This window comes from Nonomuraea africana (genome assembly GCF_014873535.1).
In the GTDB taxonomy this organism is placed as follows: domain Bacteria; phylum Actinomycetota; class Actinomycetes; order Streptosporangiales; family Streptosporangiaceae; genus Nonomuraea; species Nonomuraea africana.
In genome coordinates this window covers 6626055-6641328 of record NZ_JADBEF010000001.1, presented here as the reverse complement: position 1 = coordinate 6641328, position 15274 = coordinate 6626055, and the positions used below count along the sequence as shown (strand labels likewise).

The 15274-nt window shown below is 68.0% G+C and carries 23 protein-coding genes and 1 tRNA gene; 17 read left to right on the top strand and 7 right to left on the bottom strand.

All coding sequences use genetic code 11. The features are described 5' to 3' along the window. Positions 1-124 precede the first annotated feature (124 nt). From H4W81_RS31485 to H4W81_RS31470, 4 genes are all read left to right on the top strand, one after another. Positions 125-469, top strand: a complete 345-nt coding sequence (locus H4W81_RS31485; protein ID WP_192778137.1) for a flagellar biosynthesis anti-sigma factor FlgM — start codon at positions 125-127, stop codon at positions 467-469. Between the two features lie 4 nt (positions 470-473). Further along, positions 474-929, top strand: coding sequence for a GntR family transcriptional regulator (locus tag H4W81_RS31480; protein ID WP_192781157.1), 456 nt, complete (start codon positions 474-476; stop codon positions 927-929). A gap of 67 nt (positions 930-996) precedes the next feature. Next, entirely contained in the window at positions 997-1578 is a 582-nt protein-coding gene (locus H4W81_RS31475) for an HD domain-containing protein (RefSeq protein WP_318782076.1), read from the top strand. A gap of 7 nt (positions 1579-1585) precedes the next feature. Beyond that, the gene (locus tag H4W81_RS31470; protein ID WP_192778136.1) at positions 1586-2275 is read left to right on the top strand and encodes a DUF6000 family protein; all 690 of its coding nucleotides are present in this window, start codon (positions 1586-1588) and stop codon (positions 2273-2275) included. Here H4W81_RS31470 and H4W81_RS31465 read toward each other — a convergent pair. Both H4W81_RS31465 and H4W81_RS31460 read right to left on the bottom strand, forming a co-directional pair. Next, positions 2239-2715, bottom strand: coding sequence for an NUDIX hydrolase (locus tag H4W81_RS31465; protein ID WP_192778135.1), 477 nt, complete (start codon positions 2713-2715; stop codon positions 2239-2241). The genes H4W81_RS31470 and H4W81_RS31465 overlap by 37 nt on opposite strands. Positions 2716-2717: 2 nt before the next feature. Next, entirely contained in the window at positions 2718-3458 is a 741-nt protein-coding gene (locus H4W81_RS31460) for a helix-turn-helix domain-containing protein (protein ID WP_192778134.1), read from the bottom strand. A 147-nt stretch (positions 3459-3605) separates the two neighbouring features. Here H4W81_RS31460 and H4W81_RS31455 point away from each other — a divergent pair, with 147 nt between their 5' ends. Together H4W81_RS31455 and H4W81_RS31450 are read left to right on the top strand one after the other, a co-directional pair. Next, positions 3606-3803: a hypothetical protein gene (locus H4W81_RS31455; RefSeq protein WP_192778133.1), complete on the top strand. Its 198-nt coding sequence runs from the start codon at positions 3606-3608 to the stop codon at positions 3801-3803. Further along, positions 3800-3946 carry a hypothetical protein gene (locus H4W81_RS31450; RefSeq protein ID WP_192778132.1) on the top strand — a complete coding sequence of 49 codons (147 nt, stop codon included), beginning with the start codon at positions 3800-3802 and terminating at the stop codon, positions 3944-3946. Before H4W81_RS31455 ends, H4W81_RS31450 begins: the two co-directional genes overlap by 4 nt. On the opposite strand, the gene H4W81_RS31445 is transcribed toward H4W81_RS31450, so the two are convergent. Further along, on the bottom strand, positions 3921-4271 hold the full coding sequence (locus H4W81_RS31445) for a GntR family transcriptional regulator (RefSeq protein WP_192778131.1): 351 nt from the start codon (positions 4269-4271) through the stop codon (positions 3921-3923). The genes H4W81_RS31450 and H4W81_RS31445 overlap by 26 nt on opposite strands. 99 nt (positions 4272-4370) lie before the next feature. Between H4W81_RS31445 and H4W81_RS31440 the strand changes: the two genes are divergently transcribed. From H4W81_RS31440 to H4W81_RS31400, 9 genes are all read left to right on the top strand, one after another. Continuing rightward, positions 4371-4700: an SCO3933 family regulatory protein gene (locus H4W81_RS31440; protein ID WP_192778130.1), complete on the top strand. Its 330-nt coding sequence runs from the start codon at positions 4371-4373 to the stop codon at positions 4698-4700. Beyond that, complete coding sequence (locus H4W81_RS31435; RefSeq protein ID WP_192778129.1) at positions 4693-6009, top strand: FtsK/SpoIIIE domain-containing protein; 1317 nt, start codon at positions 4693-4695, stop codon at positions 6007-6009. Before H4W81_RS31440 ends, H4W81_RS31435 begins: the two co-directional genes overlap by 8 nt. A gap of 14 nt (positions 6010-6023) precedes the next feature. Next, entirely contained in the window at positions 6024-6635 is a 612-nt protein-coding gene (locus H4W81_RS31430; protein ID WP_192778128.1) for a DUF2637 domain-containing protein, read from the top strand. Positions 6636-6652: 17 nt separating this feature from the next. Further along, positions 6653-6973: a hypothetical protein gene (locus H4W81_RS31425; protein WP_192778127.1), complete on the top strand. Its 321-nt coding sequence runs from the start codon at positions 6653-6655 to the stop codon at positions 6971-6973. Between the two features lie 12 nt (positions 6974-6985). Further along, positions 6986-7147: a DUF3970 family protein gene (locus H4W81_RS31420; protein WP_192778126.1), complete on the top strand. Its 162-nt coding sequence runs from the start codon at positions 6986-6988 to the stop codon at positions 7145-7147. A gap of 241 nt (positions 7148-7388) precedes the next feature. Next, a complete protein-coding gene (locus H4W81_RS31415) occupies positions 7389-8732 on the top strand; it encodes a replication initiator (protein WP_192778125.1) in 1344 nt (447 codons plus the stop codon). Further along, the gene (locus H4W81_RS31410) at positions 8729-8920 is read left to right on the top strand and encodes a helix-turn-helix transcriptional regulator (protein ID WP_192778124.1); all 192 of its coding nucleotides are present in this window, start codon (positions 8729-8731) and stop codon (positions 8918-8920) included. Before H4W81_RS31415 ends, H4W81_RS31410 begins: the two co-directional genes overlap by 4 nt. Continuing rightward, the gene (locus tag H4W81_RS31405; RefSeq protein ID WP_192778123.1) at positions 8917-10278 is read left to right on the top strand and encodes a tyrosine-type recombinase/integrase; all 1362 of its coding nucleotides are present in this window, start codon (positions 8917-8919) and stop codon (positions 10276-10278) included. Before H4W81_RS31410 ends, H4W81_RS31405 begins: the two co-directional genes overlap by 4 nt. Positions 10279-10361: 83 nt before the next feature. Beyond that, positions 10362-10871: a hypothetical protein gene (locus tag H4W81_RS31400; protein ID WP_192778122.1), complete on the top strand. Its 510-nt coding sequence runs from the start codon at positions 10362-10364 to the stop codon at positions 10869-10871. Between the two features lie 360 nt (positions 10872-11231). Here H4W81_RS31400 and H4W81_RS31395 read toward each other — a convergent pair. Beyond that, a tRNA-Arg gene (locus H4W81_RS31395) sits at positions 11232-11304 on the bottom strand. A gap of 202 nt (positions 11305-11506) precedes the next feature. On the opposite strand from H4W81_RS31395, the gene H4W81_RS31390 reads away from it, so the two are divergent. After that, positions 11507-11977, top strand: coding sequence for a hypothetical protein (locus tag H4W81_RS31390; RefSeq protein ID WP_192778121.1), 471 nt, complete (start codon positions 11507-11509; stop codon positions 11975-11977). Between the two features lie 293 nt (positions 11978-12270). Continuing rightward, positions 12271-13395, top strand: coding sequence for a D-alanyl-D-alanine carboxypeptidase family protein (locus H4W81_RS31385; RefSeq protein ID WP_192778120.1), 1125 nt, complete (start codon positions 12271-12273; stop codon positions 13393-13395). Position 13396: 1 nt separating this feature from the next. Here the strand turns inward: H4W81_RS31385 and mscL are convergent, their stop codons facing one another. Genes mscL through H4W81_RS31370 form a run of 3 tightly spaced genes read right to left on the bottom strand, consistent with a single transcriptional unit; the run spans position 13397 to position 15242 of the window. Further along, on the bottom strand, positions 13397-13795 hold the full coding sequence (gene mscL / locus H4W81_RS31380) for a large conductance mechanosensitive channel protein MscL (protein WP_192778119.1): 399 nt from the start codon (positions 13793-13795) through the stop codon (positions 13397-13399). Positions 13796-13818: 23 nt separating this feature from the next. Next, positions 13819-14412, bottom strand: a complete 594-nt coding sequence (gene cpaB / locus H4W81_RS31375; protein ID WP_192778118.1) for a Flp pilus assembly protein CpaB — start codon at positions 14410-14412, stop codon at positions 13819-13821. Between the two features lie 23 nt (positions 14413-14435). Then, the gene (locus tag H4W81_RS31370) at positions 14436-15242 is read right to left on the bottom strand and encodes an S-methyl-5'-thioadenosine phosphorylase (RefSeq protein WP_192778117.1); all 807 of its coding nucleotides are present in this window, start codon (positions 15240-15242) and stop codon (positions 14436-14438) included. Between the last annotated feature and the right edge of the window lie 32 nt (positions 15243-15274).

Sequence of the window (15274 nt, the reverse complement as noted above, 5' to 3'; positions counted from 1 at the left end):
ACCGGTCCTGATCGCGAACGTAACACAAGACGTCCCTAGACGTCCCCGATTCGTGGTGTAGAGGTTCCTTGCTAACGGCGACTCTCGATTCACCAACCGTGACCTCGAAGGGACCGCCCCTGCCATGAACAGCACCCTGGAACACCGGCGCGCCTACCAGCAGCGTCTGCTGACCGCCCTGCGCGAAGAGCTGACCGCCCGCGACATCCCCGCTGTCCTGGTCGTCACCGCAGACGGCCGCCCCGGCTTGGACGTCACCGACGCTCGATGCCGTCCCCGTCGTGTCTTCGTCCACCTGCCGTTCTGCTGGTTCTACTGGGGCGACCAGCAAGACGAACGCGTCACGTTCCTGCGCCTGCCCGCCGCCGTCGACCGGATCGAACAGGCCGCGCGGGATGGCTGGCAGGAGGGCGAGCAAGGGGAACTCGGCATGGACCTCAGCAAGATCGCCGATGCCTACCGTTCCTGACGCCATGCCTGAGGAGCGCCAATGGCTCACCGGCTGGCGGGTCTACACCCAACTCGCCGACAGACTCCGCGAACGGATCGCGGCCGGCACCTACCCTCCGGGCGCCGCGCTCCCCTCGGAAGCCGAGTTGTGCGAGGAGTTCGGCGTCGCCAGGAACACCGCCCGCCGCGGCCTGGCCCTCCTGGAGGGTGAAGGGCTGATCGTAACCGTCCCGGCCAAGGGGCGAGTGGTCACCGGTGCAGACCACGCCGCCCTCTACCGCTACCAGGTGATCGCGGATGACCTGCGCCGCCAGATCCAGCAGGGCCACCTACCCCCAGGGACCGCGCTACCAAGCGAACTCGCCCTCAGGGGTCGTTACCAGGCTTCGCGCAACACCGTCCGGCAAGCGCTCGCCGTACTGGAGAACGAGGGCCTGGTCGTCGCCGAGCACGGCAAGGGCCGCTACGTGCGCGGGTGAGACGTCCCAGGACGTCTCACTTGTGCCTCTAGTCCGCCCCTGGTGCCCGCTGGCTATCGTGAACAGCGTGGGACAAGCCGAATGGGCCCATGACCTGGCCCGACACCTTCTGAAGACGACGCTGCCGCGACGCTGGGCGCATACCCAAGGGGTAGCTGCCCGCGCATTGTCGCTGGGCCCGATCCTCGGCGACGAGGCCGACACGCTCACCGCGGCCGCCTACCTGCACGACATCGGGTACGCCCCCGACCTCGTCGACACTGGCTTCCACCCTCTCGACGGCGCGCGTTACCTCCGCGATGTTCACCAGGCCGACGACACGCTCTGCCGCTTGGTCGCCCACCACTCCTGCGCGGTCAACGAAGCACTCAACAGGAACCTGCTAGATGCGCTCACTGCGGAGTTCGACGAGGAGCGTCCCGAACTGGTGGAAGCGCTGACCTACTGCGACATGACCACTGGCCCGGACGGTCGACATCTCGACGTCACCGAACGCCTCGCCGAGATCCACTCACGCTATGGCCCCGAGCATCTAGTCTCCCGTTCGATCACCGCATCGACGCCGTGCATCCTGGCCGCTGTAAAGGCGACGAAGGCCGCGCTTGCGGCGAAAACGAGGGATGCACCGGGCCGGACGACCCCGGCATGATGACCTCATGCGGCTACCGATCCCGCCCGACCTCAAGCTGATAGCCGTCGTCCGACGCTACGTCAGCTCAGGGAAGGGCGAAGTTCGGCGGTACCTGAAGCTTTTGGGCGGCGGGTTCATGATGCTGCCAGAGCCTGACCTCGTCTGGTTCGCCCGCTCCTTGGCCAAAGACGCACGGCGGATCACCGATGATGACCTTGAGCTGTTGCTGGAGAGCGAGTGGCGAGCGCGGCTGACCGCCGCGTGGCTGATCGGCCTGGATCGGCGCACCCAATTCCGAGAGCGACTTGGCAAGATGCTCCTGGACAGCGAACTGGTGTATTCGGGGCAGGGGTACTGCTTCGCGCTCGCCCGCTTCGGCGAGGATCGCGACGCCACACTTCTCACCGCCTACTTGGACCGCTACCTGCCTCGGCTGGATTGTCATTACGACCAGGACGACGCGATAGGCGCCCTCCTCCATCTTGACGAACGACGGGGCACTGATCACGCCGCTCGGTTTCTCGTTCCTGGCGGCCTGTGGGAGAGATCATCAATGCGTACGGCGAACCCTGCCGAGCAGAAGCTGTACATGGACGAGTGGTGCGCCTTCGCTGATAGCTGCATGACCGACACGATCGATCAGTGGTTGCCGCAGCGGCGACGCTTCTTGGACAGAACTCACCCGATGTACGGAGATGGCGTCCCAGAGAGGTAGTGCTCGATCCGCATCCTCATCGACCGGTCCATCGTCAACGAGGCGACCTCATCGCGGGGTACCCAACGAACCTCGCGGGACTCGTCGCTCGGTGTCGGCTTCCCGCTCACCGCCCGCGCTGTCAGAACGAGGGAGAACTCCTGCCGGGCCTCGCCGTTCGAGGTGTAGAGGATCACGTGACGGGGGTCGCTGTAGGTACCGACCAGGCCGGTGATCTCACAGACGATGCCCGTCTCCTCCAGCGTTTCCCGTACGGCTGCCGCCGGGATCGACTCGCCCAGGTCGATCGCGCCACCGGGCACCGCCCAGTTGTCGTTGTCGCTGCGCCGGATCATTAGCAGTTCCCCAGCGTCGTTGGTGACGATGACGTTGACGGACGGGACGAGGCTGTTGGGCGCGGGGGCGTTCGGGTCGTCGTAGAAGTCGATCCGCTTCGCCATGGTCACGACTCTATCGGTGCGGCCTCCGCCCACACTCGCTCGAAGCTCTCGATGTAGGTCGTCACCATGTCGCCGCCGTGGACCTTGCGGAGGTGGAAGACGGGGGCGTTGCCCGCCGGCGTGCCGTACACGTGGGCGTTGACGAGGAGCTGATTGTCGGCGCGGTAGATGGAGTTGTAGAGCACGGTGCGGTGGAGCCGGATCTCCACGTTCTCCCGCCCTCGCAGGGGCCGGTACAACACGAAGACGTTGCGGATTTTGGAGGCCAGGCCGTCACCGATCTCCTCGTCTGCTCCCCGTTGCGCGACCGCCGCGCAGTCAGGGTCGCCCAGCAGGATGCGCACGCGAACGCCCGTGTCGGCCTTGTCTCCGAGCATGCGCACCATGCCAGTGTCATCCGCGAGAAAGAACCCGCTGTAGACCAGGACGCCGATCTCCTCGGACGCCTCGGCGAACAGACGTCCCCAAGCGTCCCTCGGCACTGCCCAGCGATGCGGGTAGACGTTGACAATCTCGCTCTCCGACGCTGAGGCCACCTGATCGCGCGTCAGCGCCTCCGGCCAGAGGTAGGTCTCATCCGTTCCGAGGTACGAAGCCGCTGCAAAACGGTGTCTTCTGTACGGCGGACGCCCCTGCGTGATCCATCGCTCGACCGTCTTGGGGTCCACTTCGATCGCCGTCGCGAGCTCGATGACGGTCACACCGCGCTGCAACAGGGCCGCGCGCAACCTCTCGTTGGCCATCTCACCTCTTCGGGGGGACGTCCAGGGACTCCGACATCGTAAGCCGGACGTCTTGAACATGTCCCGTCGTGTAGTGATCTCGTCCTCACCCTCCGTCGCATTCTCGGTCTGCAAGCAGGAACGGCGACCGAAAGGAGAGGTGATCACATGACAGAGGAGATCTACCCCGCCCCCGCGTGCGAGTGCGGCGCGCAGCTGGACGAGACCCGGAGCCGATGCCTCAAGTGCCTGGCGCGCGACCGCTGGATCAAGAAGCAGACGGCCAAGAACAAGCGCCGCGGCGAGACTCCACGGCCTCCGCGTGGTCAGCGCAAGAGCTTCAAGGCTGGGGTGATCTGGTCATGATCTCGCTCATCGTCGCCGGACTGCTCGGCCTCGCCATCCTGGTCGGCTTCGTGACAATCGTGGTGCGCATCCACCTCGACGACAGGGCGATGAGCGCGAACGCCCGCGCCCGGATGGCTACGCGGGGCGTTCAGTGGACGTAGCCAGCTGCTCCTCGACCCGCGCCAGCCGTACCGACAGCTCTTGGACGGCGGAGCGCAGCTCGGCGACCTCGCCGGCGAGGTCTTCGGCGGGGGCCTCGTCGACATCGCGGACGAAGACGCCCTTGCCCTGCTGGCCGATCACCAGGCCCTCGTTGCGCAGGATGCCGACGGCCATCTTCACCACCGACAGCGACGCGTCGTATTGCGCGGCGAGCCGGGCCGTGGAGGGCAACGGGCTGCCGGGCGCGAGGGAGCCGCCGCAGATCTGCGAGCGCAGGTCGTCGGCGATCTGGAGGTAGCCGGGCCGCCCGGTGTGCTTGACCATCGCTCCAATCTCACCACACCAAGTCATCCACGCCAACATTGACAACTGAGCCAACTAGGTTAACTATGTTGGATAGGAAGAATAAGGAGGTCAGACCCTATGCGCTCGATCCCCATCCCTGTGGATGTCAGCAAGCTCGCCATCACCTGCGTGAAGGCCCCGCGCCCACGCGTCCTCAACCGCGACACCGGCGAGATCAAAACCGACAAGAACGGCAACACCGTCTACGAAGTCACCGTCTCGATCGAGGACGAATTCGGCCGCATCGAACTCGTGAAGATCGGCATCACCGGAGAGCCGCCCATCAAGACCGGTGACCAGGTCAACGCGGTCGGCCTGCTCGGCTACGTCTGGGAGATCGCCGGACGGTGGGGCATCGCCTACCGCGCCTCGGCTCTGCTCCCAGCTCGGGAGGGCGCCGATGTCTGAGCCGCTCGCCCTGCTCACAGTCCTGGTCGCCTTGGTGGTCGGGCTGTGGGCTTGGCGTCGTTACCACTACCCGTCGTTCTGGCTGGCCCTCGGATTCCCGCTCACAGCGATCAGCGTCCGAGCGTCCTGGCGGCGCGTCGCCCTCGGCTGCGGGCTCACCAAGAAGCGGCAACGCTGGTGGTTCACCCTCACCCCCGGCGCGGTCGCCTCGACCGGCCTGGTCAAGGTCCGTCGCCGCTTCCAGCGGGTCGCCGTCGACACCAAACCGTTCATGTGGCTCCCGCTGCCCACCCGGTACGGCTGGCGCGTCACCCTGTGGACCCTGGAAGGCCAGATCCCCGACGACTACGCCGAGGCCGCCGAACGCCTCGCGCACTCCTGGGGCGTGCACGCGGTGCGCGTCTCCTCCGACAAGCCGGGCCGGGTACGGCTGGCCGCCACCATGCGTGACCCACTCGTCAAGGTCGACCAACTCCCGCCCTCGCCCGACCTGCTCAAGGTCACCGTGGGACGCCTGGAGACCGGCAAGCCGTGGGTGGTCGACTTCCGCACCGTCCCGCACTGGCTCAACGCGGGCGCGACCCAGTCCGGCAAGTCCAACCTCGCCAACGCCCTCATCGTCGGCCTGGCCCCGCAACCGGTAGCGCTGGTCGGCTTCGACCTCAAAGGCGGCGTCGAGTTCACTCCCTACGCTGCTCGGCTGTCAGCCCTGGCAACGTCCCGCGCCGAATCCGTCGACCTGCTGAGCGACCTGGTCGGCCTCATGATCGACCGGATGGGGCTATGCCGCCAGGCCGCCGCCCGCAACATCTGGCAACTCCCACCGGCCATCCGCCCGGTCCCCGTCGTGGTCCTGGTCGACGAGCTGGCAGAGCTCTACCTGATGGCGGACAAGAGCGAGAAAGACGAGATCGCCAAGACCTCGACGGCCCTCCTGCGAGTGGCCCAACTCGGACGGGCCTTCGGCATCTACCTGTTCTGCTGCGGCCAGCGGATCGGCTCCGACCTTGGTCCCGGAGTCACCGCACTGCGCGCCCAATGCTCTGGACGCATCTGTCACCGGGTCAACGACCCCGAGACCGCCATGACCCTCGGCGATCTCGACCCTGCTGCGCTGGCCTCCGCCCGAACCATCGCCGCCGAGACACCCGGCGTCGCCATCGTGGCCTCCTCCGATGGCCAGTGGTACCGCGCCCGCTCCTTCTACGTCAGCGAGCAGACCGCCGAACACGCCGCCCGTACCCACGCCCACCTCACCCCGCCCTGGGACGAGATCACCGCCCACGTACCTCAGCCCATCAACGCCTGAAAGGGGGTGGAACGATGCGACGCTTCGCCTGCTGGCTGGCCGACACCGGCCCGGTCCTCGTCCTGGCCGTCATCGCGGGTGCCGGATCGTTCACCCACATCCGCGACACCGCCGCCGACCACGGCCAAACCGGCTGGATGTCCTGGGCGGTAGCGGTCTGCATCGACCTCACCTGCGTCATGGCCGCCCGCGAACGCCAACGCGACAAGAAGACGGGCCGCGTGCGACAGGGCCGGATCTCCTGGCCCATCCTCGTCCTAGCGGGCGGCATCGTCCTGTCCCTGGCCGCCAACCTCGCCCAAGCCGAACCAACCGTGTGGGGCTGGATCACCGCCGCCACCCCAGCGGGCGCATTCCTCGTCGCCGTCTCCATGCTGGAGCGCCGCGCGGCCGGACCTCGTCCTGAGCCGTCCCCGGTAGCTGTCTCCGTCTTGAAGACCGAGGACGAACCGCAGGACGAGCGAGAGAACGCCCCCGCTCCGGCCCTGCTCGACTACGCCCGCCGTGTCGCCGAGGAGCACCACGCCAAGCATGGCAAGCCCATCACCCGCGATGCCCTGCGCTCCCACCTGGGCGTCTCCAACCAACTCGCCTCCGACCTGCTCCACACCCTCCGCACCGCCTAACCAGAAGGGAGAACTCGATGACCGACCGAACCGACCTCATCACCGGCCTGCGCGACCTGGCCGCCTTCCTGGAGACCAACCCGAGCCTTCCAACCCCGAGCCATACGACCGTCCATAACTTCCCGAGCAGCGACGACGACAACGACCTCTGCGCTGCGATCGACCAGATCGCCACCCACCTCGGCACAGTGATCGATGAAGAGAAGATTCCGCACGGCCACTACGCGACGTCGATCCGCTTCGGCCCCGTCGAGTACAAGGCTGTCGCCATCCTGTCCGACGCCCGCTCCCGGTACGCCGCCGAGACCAGCTACCGCGGTTGCGTACAGCCCGAATAGGAGAACCCGCCCATGCGAATTCGCCTCGACGGCACGCGGGCCGAAATCGTCGACGCCCTGTTCCGCCTGCGCCTCAACTTCACCGTGGCCGGCGTTTCCCGTGCCTACCCCGACCGCGCCCGCCCGCAGCACTGGCGGGTCTACGTGAGCACCACACCCCGCGAAAGGAGGTGATCGCATGACTCACTACTGCTGCTGCACCTGCAACGGGACCGGCCTCGACACCATCAGCGACCGCTGTGTGGACTGCGACGGCACCGGCATCGACAACCACGGCGCATAGCGCAGCACCCCCGGCCTGGCCGTACATCCGCCAAGACACACGCCAGGTCGGGGGCCATCCCTTCACCCGAACGAGCGAAAGGAGGACTCCATCTTGCCTGCAAAGCACTCAGATCCGCACGCCATCACGGGCATGATCACCCGACTCAACGCCCCCGACTACCACCGGTGGGCCGCACAAGTCCGCGCAACGGGCGGCTGCCGGCAGCCGATCCACCTCCGCGGCAAGGTCGAACACTGGGACCCGGCCACCGGCCAACTCCTGCACCGCTACACCACCCGCCGAGAGCCTGACGGCCTCCTGCGCCTGCCGTGCAAGACCCGTCGCGCCTCCCGCTGCCCTGCCTGCGCGGAGACCTACCGCACCGACACCTACCACCTCATCCGGGCGGGCCTCATCGGCGGCAAAGGCGTCCCCGAGACCGTCACCACCCATCCCACGCTCTTCGTCACCCTGACCGCCCCCTCCTTCGGCGCGGTCCACGTCCGCAGGGAGAAGAACGGCAAGACCCTGCCCTGCCACCCTCGCCGCGACGCCAAGACCTGCCCGCACGGCAAGGTCATGTCCTGCACGGAGAAGCACCACAAGGACGATCCCCGCCTCGGCGAACCGCTCTGCCCTGACTGCTACGACTACACCGGCTCGGTCCTGTTCAACGCCCTGGCCCCACTGCTGTGGAAGCGCTTCGCCGACTCCCTCCGCCGCCACCTCGCCAAACTCGGCGGCCTGGCCCTGCGCGAGCTTCGCCACCACCTGACGCTCTCCTTCGCCAAGGTCGCCGAATACCAGCGCCGCGGCGTCGTCCACTTCCACGCCGTCATCCGCCTCGACGGCCCCGGCGGGCCTGCGGCAGCGCCTCCCGCCTGGGCCACAGCCGACGCCCTGGAGCGAGCCGTACGGCACGCCGCCCGAGTCGTCAGCGTCCTGATCCCCGCCATCGACGACCAGCCCGCCCGCCTGTTCAAGTGGGGCGCCCAGCTCGACATCCGCCCCATAACCCTGGACGGCGACCTCACCGAACAAGCAGTCGCCGGCTACATCGCCAAGTACGCAACCAAGGCGGCTGAGTGTGTCGGCACCCTCGACCGCCGCATCAACCCGCTCGACAACCTCGACGCCTTCAACCTCCGCGACCACGCCAAACGCCTGATCGCCGAATGCCTACGCCTCGGCGCGATCGAGGACCTGGCCGACCTCCGGCTCACTCAGTGGGCGCACATGCTCGGCTTCCGCGGCCACTTCTCCACCCGATCCCGCCGCTACTCCACCACCCTCGGCGCGCTCCGCGCTGCCCGTGAAGACCATGCCCGCGACCACGAGATCACCACCGGACGCCTCCCGCTCTTCGACGAGGACACCGTCCTCGTGATCAGCGAATGGACCTACGCAGGCAAGGGTCACTCCGTCGGTGATCAGCTCCTCGCCGCTGCTCTCACCGGGACCCGCCCTCCGGTAGCGGGCGGTGGTGCCCGATGAGTCACCGTGACGAGCTGCTGACGGTCGCCCAGGTCCTCGACGAGCTCGGCGGAGTCTCCCGCCGCACCTTCTACCGCTGGCGTGAGCTCGGCCGCGCTCCGGCCTGCGTACGCCTCCCCAACGATGAGCTCCGCATCTGGCGGCGTGACCTGCTGACCTGGCTCGACACTCGGAAGGAGCGCGCATGAACATCACCTATGACGTGCGCTTCTGGGAGGTTCGCCGGAACACCTCCAGCAAGACGCCGTCCTATGAGGCCCGATGGAAGGTCGGGCACAAGCCGAAGTCCAAGACCTTTCGGACCAAGGCGCTTGCCGAGAGCTTCCTCTCCACGCTCCGCGAGGCCGCCAGGAAGGGGGAAGGCTTCGACATCGCTACCGGCCTCCCGGTATCGATGCTCCAAGCTGAGCCCTCAGGTCCGTCGTTCTTCGAGTTCGCGCAGTCGTACCTCCTCCGGCGCTGGCGCACCTCTGCGGCCCGGACCCGCGAGACTGACGCCTACGCCCTGCTCACGCTGCTGCCCGCCTTGGTGGCCGACGTACCGGCCCGCCCTGATCTGGAAGACCTACGGGTCGCGCTCCGAGCTCACGCCCTGCTACCCGAAGACCGGCGAGCCAAGCTGACAGGGGACCAAGAGGCGGCGTTGCGGTGGCTGGAGAAGGCCTCGCTACCCCTGTCGGCACTGGGAGAGGCGGCCACGTTGCGTCTGGCCCTCGACGCCATCTCGGTCACCCTCGCAGGCAAGGCGGCCGGGGCCAACACCGTACGGCGGAAGCGGGCGATCCTTCATCACCTCCTGGAGCAAGCGGTGGAACACAAGGCGTTCACTAGCAACCCGCTCGATGAGATCAAGTGGACCCCGCCCAAGGCCGTCACCGTGATCGACCCGCGAACGGTCGTCAACCCGAGCCAAGCGCGGGACCTCCTTGACGCCGTGCCCAAGGTCGGGCGCAAGCGCGGCGCTCGACTCAAGGCCTTGTTCGCCTGCATCTACTACGCCGCACTTCGACCCGAGGAGGCGGCGGATCTACGGGAGAAGAACTGCACTCTGCCCGAGTCAGGATGGGGACTGATCATCTTGGAGCGAGCCCGACCCCAGGGCACCAAGCGGTGGACGGACAGCGGCGAAACCCATGAGTCGCGTCGTCTCAAACACCGGGCCGACAAGGAGACGAGAGAGATCCCGATTCCTCCGGTTCTGGTGGCCATTCTCCGCGAGTACATCGAGGCGTACGGCGTGGCCAAGGATGGTCGGCTCTTCCGTACCGAGACTGGCGGCTCCTACTCCAGCTCGGCCTACTCCTACGTGTGGCAGGCCGCCCGCAAGCTGGCCCTCACACCGGCTCAGTTCAGCTCATCGTTGGCTGCCCGCCCGTATGACCTGCGCCACGCGGCGGTCTCGCTCTGGCTGAACGCGGGCGTCCCGGCCCCTGAGGTAGCCAAGCGCGCCGGTCACAGCGTTGATGTCCTGCTCCGCGTCTACGCCAAGTGCATCGACGGCCAGCAAGACCACATCAACGGAAAGATCAACGACGCCCTCGAATAACCGCCCTCGCCCTCACCTCGGCCCTGGCTCTCCCGCCGGGGCCGTTTGCTTGTTCCGTGTGGCGCGCGCCTTACGCTGTGCCGGTGTTGAAGCAGGGAAGACGCGTGCCGAGTGGTCGGCGCGTGTGGCCGTGGGCAGTTCTGGCGGTGCTCGCTTCGGCAGCGCCTTGGGTGCTGTTGTCCTCGACGGAGGACGGGGGACTCGCCTACCTGCCGTTGGTCTCCGTCAGCTCCGCTTTCCTGGGCGTCGCCGCCCGATCTCTCCTGCCCTTGGATATCGCGATGACTGGTGGCCTGCCATTGCTCGTCATGGTTGCGGCTGCAGGGCGGTGGAGAATCCTGGGCGCCGCCACAGCTCTGCTTCTGGGCGTCTTGACCCTGGTCAACCTGGGGCTCTTCCTGGGAGAGGTTCCGAGCGCCTTCTCTTCAGCGGACGTCAGCGCTGGCAGTCAGCCTGACTTCTCTATCAGCACAGGCAGTGGGGGAGGGCTGTGGATTCCCGCGGCCGTCGCCTACGCGGTGAGCACGTTGTCGCTCGTCGTCGGTACTCGACGTAGACATCGCCACTTGCCGGAAGCCGACTGTACCGCCTGACCATTTCTCTCCCGCTCCTCGACGGTCGCTCAATCGCCGGGCTGAGGAGCTGGTCAAGGTGGAGCGCCCGGAGCGCAGCGAGGACGTACGACCTTGACCAGTGACGAGGAACGGCCAGGATTAGGACACCGAGGACGGGCGCCGCCTTCCCAATGACTTCCCACGGCCGGAGCGCGGGATCGTGCGCACGTCTGCGCCACGATCACCAAGTGACCTGCGAAAACGTCCCCTGATCCATCCCACGTATATCCCGCGACCACTGACATGCGGTGGCATCCGATGCCTCACGGCTGCCTAGCAAGCAAAAGACCTGCGACTGAGAAGTCGCAGGTCAGTTGCCGTAATGGCTGATCTACTGTGTGCCCCCGGCATGATTCGAACATGCGACACCCGCTTTAGGAGAGCGGTGCTCTATCCCCTGAGCTACGGAGGCGGACACGCATAAGCCTAGCGAAGTTCTGGCACTGCATGTGCCGCTGCGCGGTGTTGACTTTCGTGGCATCGGTCATGGCTGCTCTGAGCTGCGGTAAAGGCATGACAAGCGATCACCTCCCCCGTCCAGCCCCGTGGCTAACGTCGCCCCCGTGAAGAGAAGTCGACGTAAACAGTTGCGTAGGCGAGGGGCAGGACGTCCCGTGGTGCTGTTCGTGGCGTTGCTCGCGCCCGCGATCCTGGCCGGGGGGCTCCTGGCCGGGCAGCTCACCGGGTACGACGCGGTCACGCCGGCGGCTGAGGTCCCGGACGGGGCGGTCGACAGGGAGAGGGAGCGCGTCATGCAGGCCCGCCAGAGGGCGTGGCCTGGCGACGATGCGCAAACCGCCGGGGGAGGGGGCGTGCTGGCGTTCGAGCCGGTGCTGGCGCCGGCGCCGCCGCATCCGGATGCCACGTACGAGGGGCCGGTTCCGGCGCCCCCGCTTCGGGAGGTGGTGCCGGAACGCGTGGCCGTGCCGGTGCCGGAGGCGCCGGTGGCCAGGCCCGAGGTGGACGTGGAGGAGCGGCGGCCCGGGTGGGAGCGGCCGCCGGTACGGCGCGTCGGCTGCCCCGGGGAGTGGGCGGAGACCTGGCTCTGGGAGATGTGCCAGGAGCATCAGCGGAGGCTGGCGTAGGAACCGGGCCCACAAAATCCCGCAAACGGCGCGTTGGGAGCATAACGGCTCCTGGGAGTTCGGTCCGGGCACTGAGAGTGCTGTAGTAACGTGCGTGCCTGACCCAGGTAACGAGTTCGCAAACGGAGGAATCGAACGTGTCAGCCCCTCGATCAGCGGGTCTGATCGCGGCCGTCACGGCGATCTCCTCGATGCTCGTGGGCCTGCCCGCCGAAGCGCTTAATAGGAGCTCGGCCGAGGTCGCCGGCTCAACTGCGGCCCAAAGCGCCCATACCCAGCCCATAGCGGTCCCCATGAGCGTGTCGGCGAAGGAGCTCGTCCGAGCCGTCCGGAGGGCGGCGTCTCCTGTGGACGATGTCGCCGACGCCGTCGATCCGGGGGCGGCCGTGGACGAGCTGGTCGGTACCGTGGAGACGCCGGCCGAGGGCAACGGGGCCGCGGGGGCGGTCGTGCCGGATCCGGGTGGCCTCTCCGCGCTGCGGAAGGAGGCCGAGAAGGCGGCCAACGAGCTGGCCGCCGCGCAGAAGGTGCTCGACAAGCGGACCAGCGATCTCAAGGCCTCCAACGACGCGCTCACCAGGAAGCTCAAGGACCTGGCCGCGGCCGAGACGGCCCTCGCGCGGATGCGGCGGCCGATCGCGGATCTGGTCGAGCTGGTGTACCAGCAGCCCGTGGGCGACGGCGTCTTCTCGTATCTGACGGGCGACGTGAACGAGGAGATGCTGCGCGCCCAGAGCGACGCGAGCGCGCTGGCGCAGGCCAGGCAGCTCCAGATGGACGCCATCGCCAAGGTCTACGCCGACAAGCAGCGCCTGGCCGCCGAGGCGCAGGAGTTGAGGGCCACGAACCTGCTGGCCGCGGCCCAGGTTGAGGTCGAGGTCAGCACGCTGACCAAGCGCTCGGAGAAGGTCGTGCAGTCGCTGACCAAGGCGCTGGTGAAGCTCGGCATCAAGATCGACAGGGTGGGCCGGGCCGCCTTCGCGTGCAACCCGCTGCGGATCGACGCGACCAAGGACTACCCCAACGGCCTCATCCCGAAGAACATCCTCTGCCCGATCCAGCAGCGCGGCCATCTGCTGCGGGCCGACGCGGCCATCGCGTTCGTCTCGCTCAACGAGGCGTACACGCGGCAGTTCGGGCAGCCGATGTGCGTCACCGACGCCTACCGGACGCTGGCCGAGCAGCAGTCGGTCTACTACCGCAGGCCGGGCTTCGCGGCGGTGCCGGGGCGGAGCAACCACGGGCTCGGGATGGCCGTCGATCTGTGTGGAGGGGTGCAGACGGCGGGGACGCCGCAGTTCCGGTGGCTGGAGGCCAACTCCAAGAAGTATGGCTGGTTCCACCCCGACTGGGCCTACAGCAATCCGTACGAGCCCTGGCACTGGGAGTACGACCCGGAGATCGACTCCCTGCGCTGAATCAGACCGGCGCGACCTCGACGCAGCAGTGGCTGCAGCGCGAGGCGGCCTTGGGGATCTCCGACAGGCACGCGGGACACTCGCGGTGGGTGGCCTCCTCCTTCTCCTCGCGCGCCTCCTTGAAGTGGGTGTAGGGCTTGATGATCAGGAAGTACACCACCGCGGCGATGATCAGGAACGACACCAGCGCGTTGAGGAAGTTGCCGTACTTGAACTGCGCCTCGCCCACCGTGAGGGTCAGCGAGCTGAAGTCGGGCAGCCCGCCGAAGGCGGAGATCAGCGGGGTCAGCAGGTCGGCGACGAAGGATGTGACGATGGCGCCGAACGCCGCGCCGATGACGACCGCGACGGCCAGGTCGATGACGTTTCCCTGCATGAGAAACTTCTTGAATCCGCTCATGATCACGGATGGTAGCGAATCGATTACTGTGTGCGTGAGTTGATCGTCACCGACAGGTGACCACCGGCCTGGGCCGCGGCGAGCATCCTGGCCTGGTCGGGGCTGGCCGCGAGCACGACGAGGGCGCCCGCCTCGCTCTGGCTCGGCGGAACGGTGATGACGGGCATCCGCTCGGCCACCGTCTGCGCGGCCTGCCCGCCGTCCCATGCGGCCAGCACGCCGACGGAGTCGCCGGGGACCAGCAGGCGCGCGGCGTCGGGGTCGGCGATGCGCACCGGCGTCGCGACCGTGCCGGGAGGGAGCGTGGCCAGCAGGCCGGGGCCGAGCAGCCGCACGTCGGTGACGGGTTCGCCCCTGCGCAGGGGAGAGGCGAGAATCCGGCCGACCGCGCCCGTGTGGAGAGCGCCGTCGGGCACCGCGGACGAGGGGAGCCGGACGGCTCGCAGGTCGCCGGGCCGTAGCGGGCCGGGTTTGAGGTCCTTGGCCGCGACGAGGACCGCGGTGGTCGGGCCGGGACCCGGGCGGAGGACGGTGAGCCCGCACGCCAGCGCCAGCGCGGTCAGCGCCGCGGCGAGCAGACGGCGGCGCCGCCCGAAGGCTCGGATCCAGGCACGCATGATGACTCCAGCCGGGCCGTACGTCAGGGCAGGTCGAAGGGGAGCTTGATGCCGTCGAGCGCCGAGCCGCAGGAGCAGGTGCGCTCCTCGGGCAGGGCCTGGACCGCGTCGGCCACCAGAGTGCGCATCTTGGTCACGTTGGCCGCGAAGAACCGCAGGACCTCTTCGTGGGTGACGCCCTCGCCCGCCTCGATGCCCGCGTCGTGGTCGGTGACCAGGGACAGCGAGGTGTAGCAGAGGGCCAGCTCCCTGGCGAGCACGGCCTCGGGGAAGCCGGTCATGCCGACGATCGTCCAGCCGTTGCGGGCGAACCACTGCGACTCGGCGCGGGTGGAGAAGCGCGGGCCCTCGATGACGACCAGGGTGCCGCCGTCGACGACGTTCCAGCCGCCCGAGCGGGCCGCGGAGACGGCGACGGAGCGCCCCACGGCGCAGTAGGGGTCGGCGAAGGAGACGTGGACGGCGCCGGCCGCGTCGTAATAGGTCTGCACGCGGCCGGAGGTGCGATCGACGAGTTGGTCGGGGACGACGATGGCGCCCGGCCCGTGCTCGGCCTTCAGCGAGCCGACCGCGCTGGGGGCCAGGATCTGGCGCACCCCGAGCGACCGCAGCGCCCACAGGTTGGCGCGGTAGGGGATGCGGTGCGGGGGATGGCGGTGGTCGCGGCCGTGCCTGGGGAGGAAGGCCACGGATCGCGCGCCGATGCGCCCGACCGTGACCACGTCGCTGGGCGGCCCGTAGGGCGTCGTGAGCTCGACTTCCTGTGCGTCGTCGAGCAGGGAGTAGAGCCCTGACCCGCCGATGACGCCGATGTCTGCGCGAGTGACCATGGGCGAGAGAGTAGCGGGAAGGGCCGGATAGC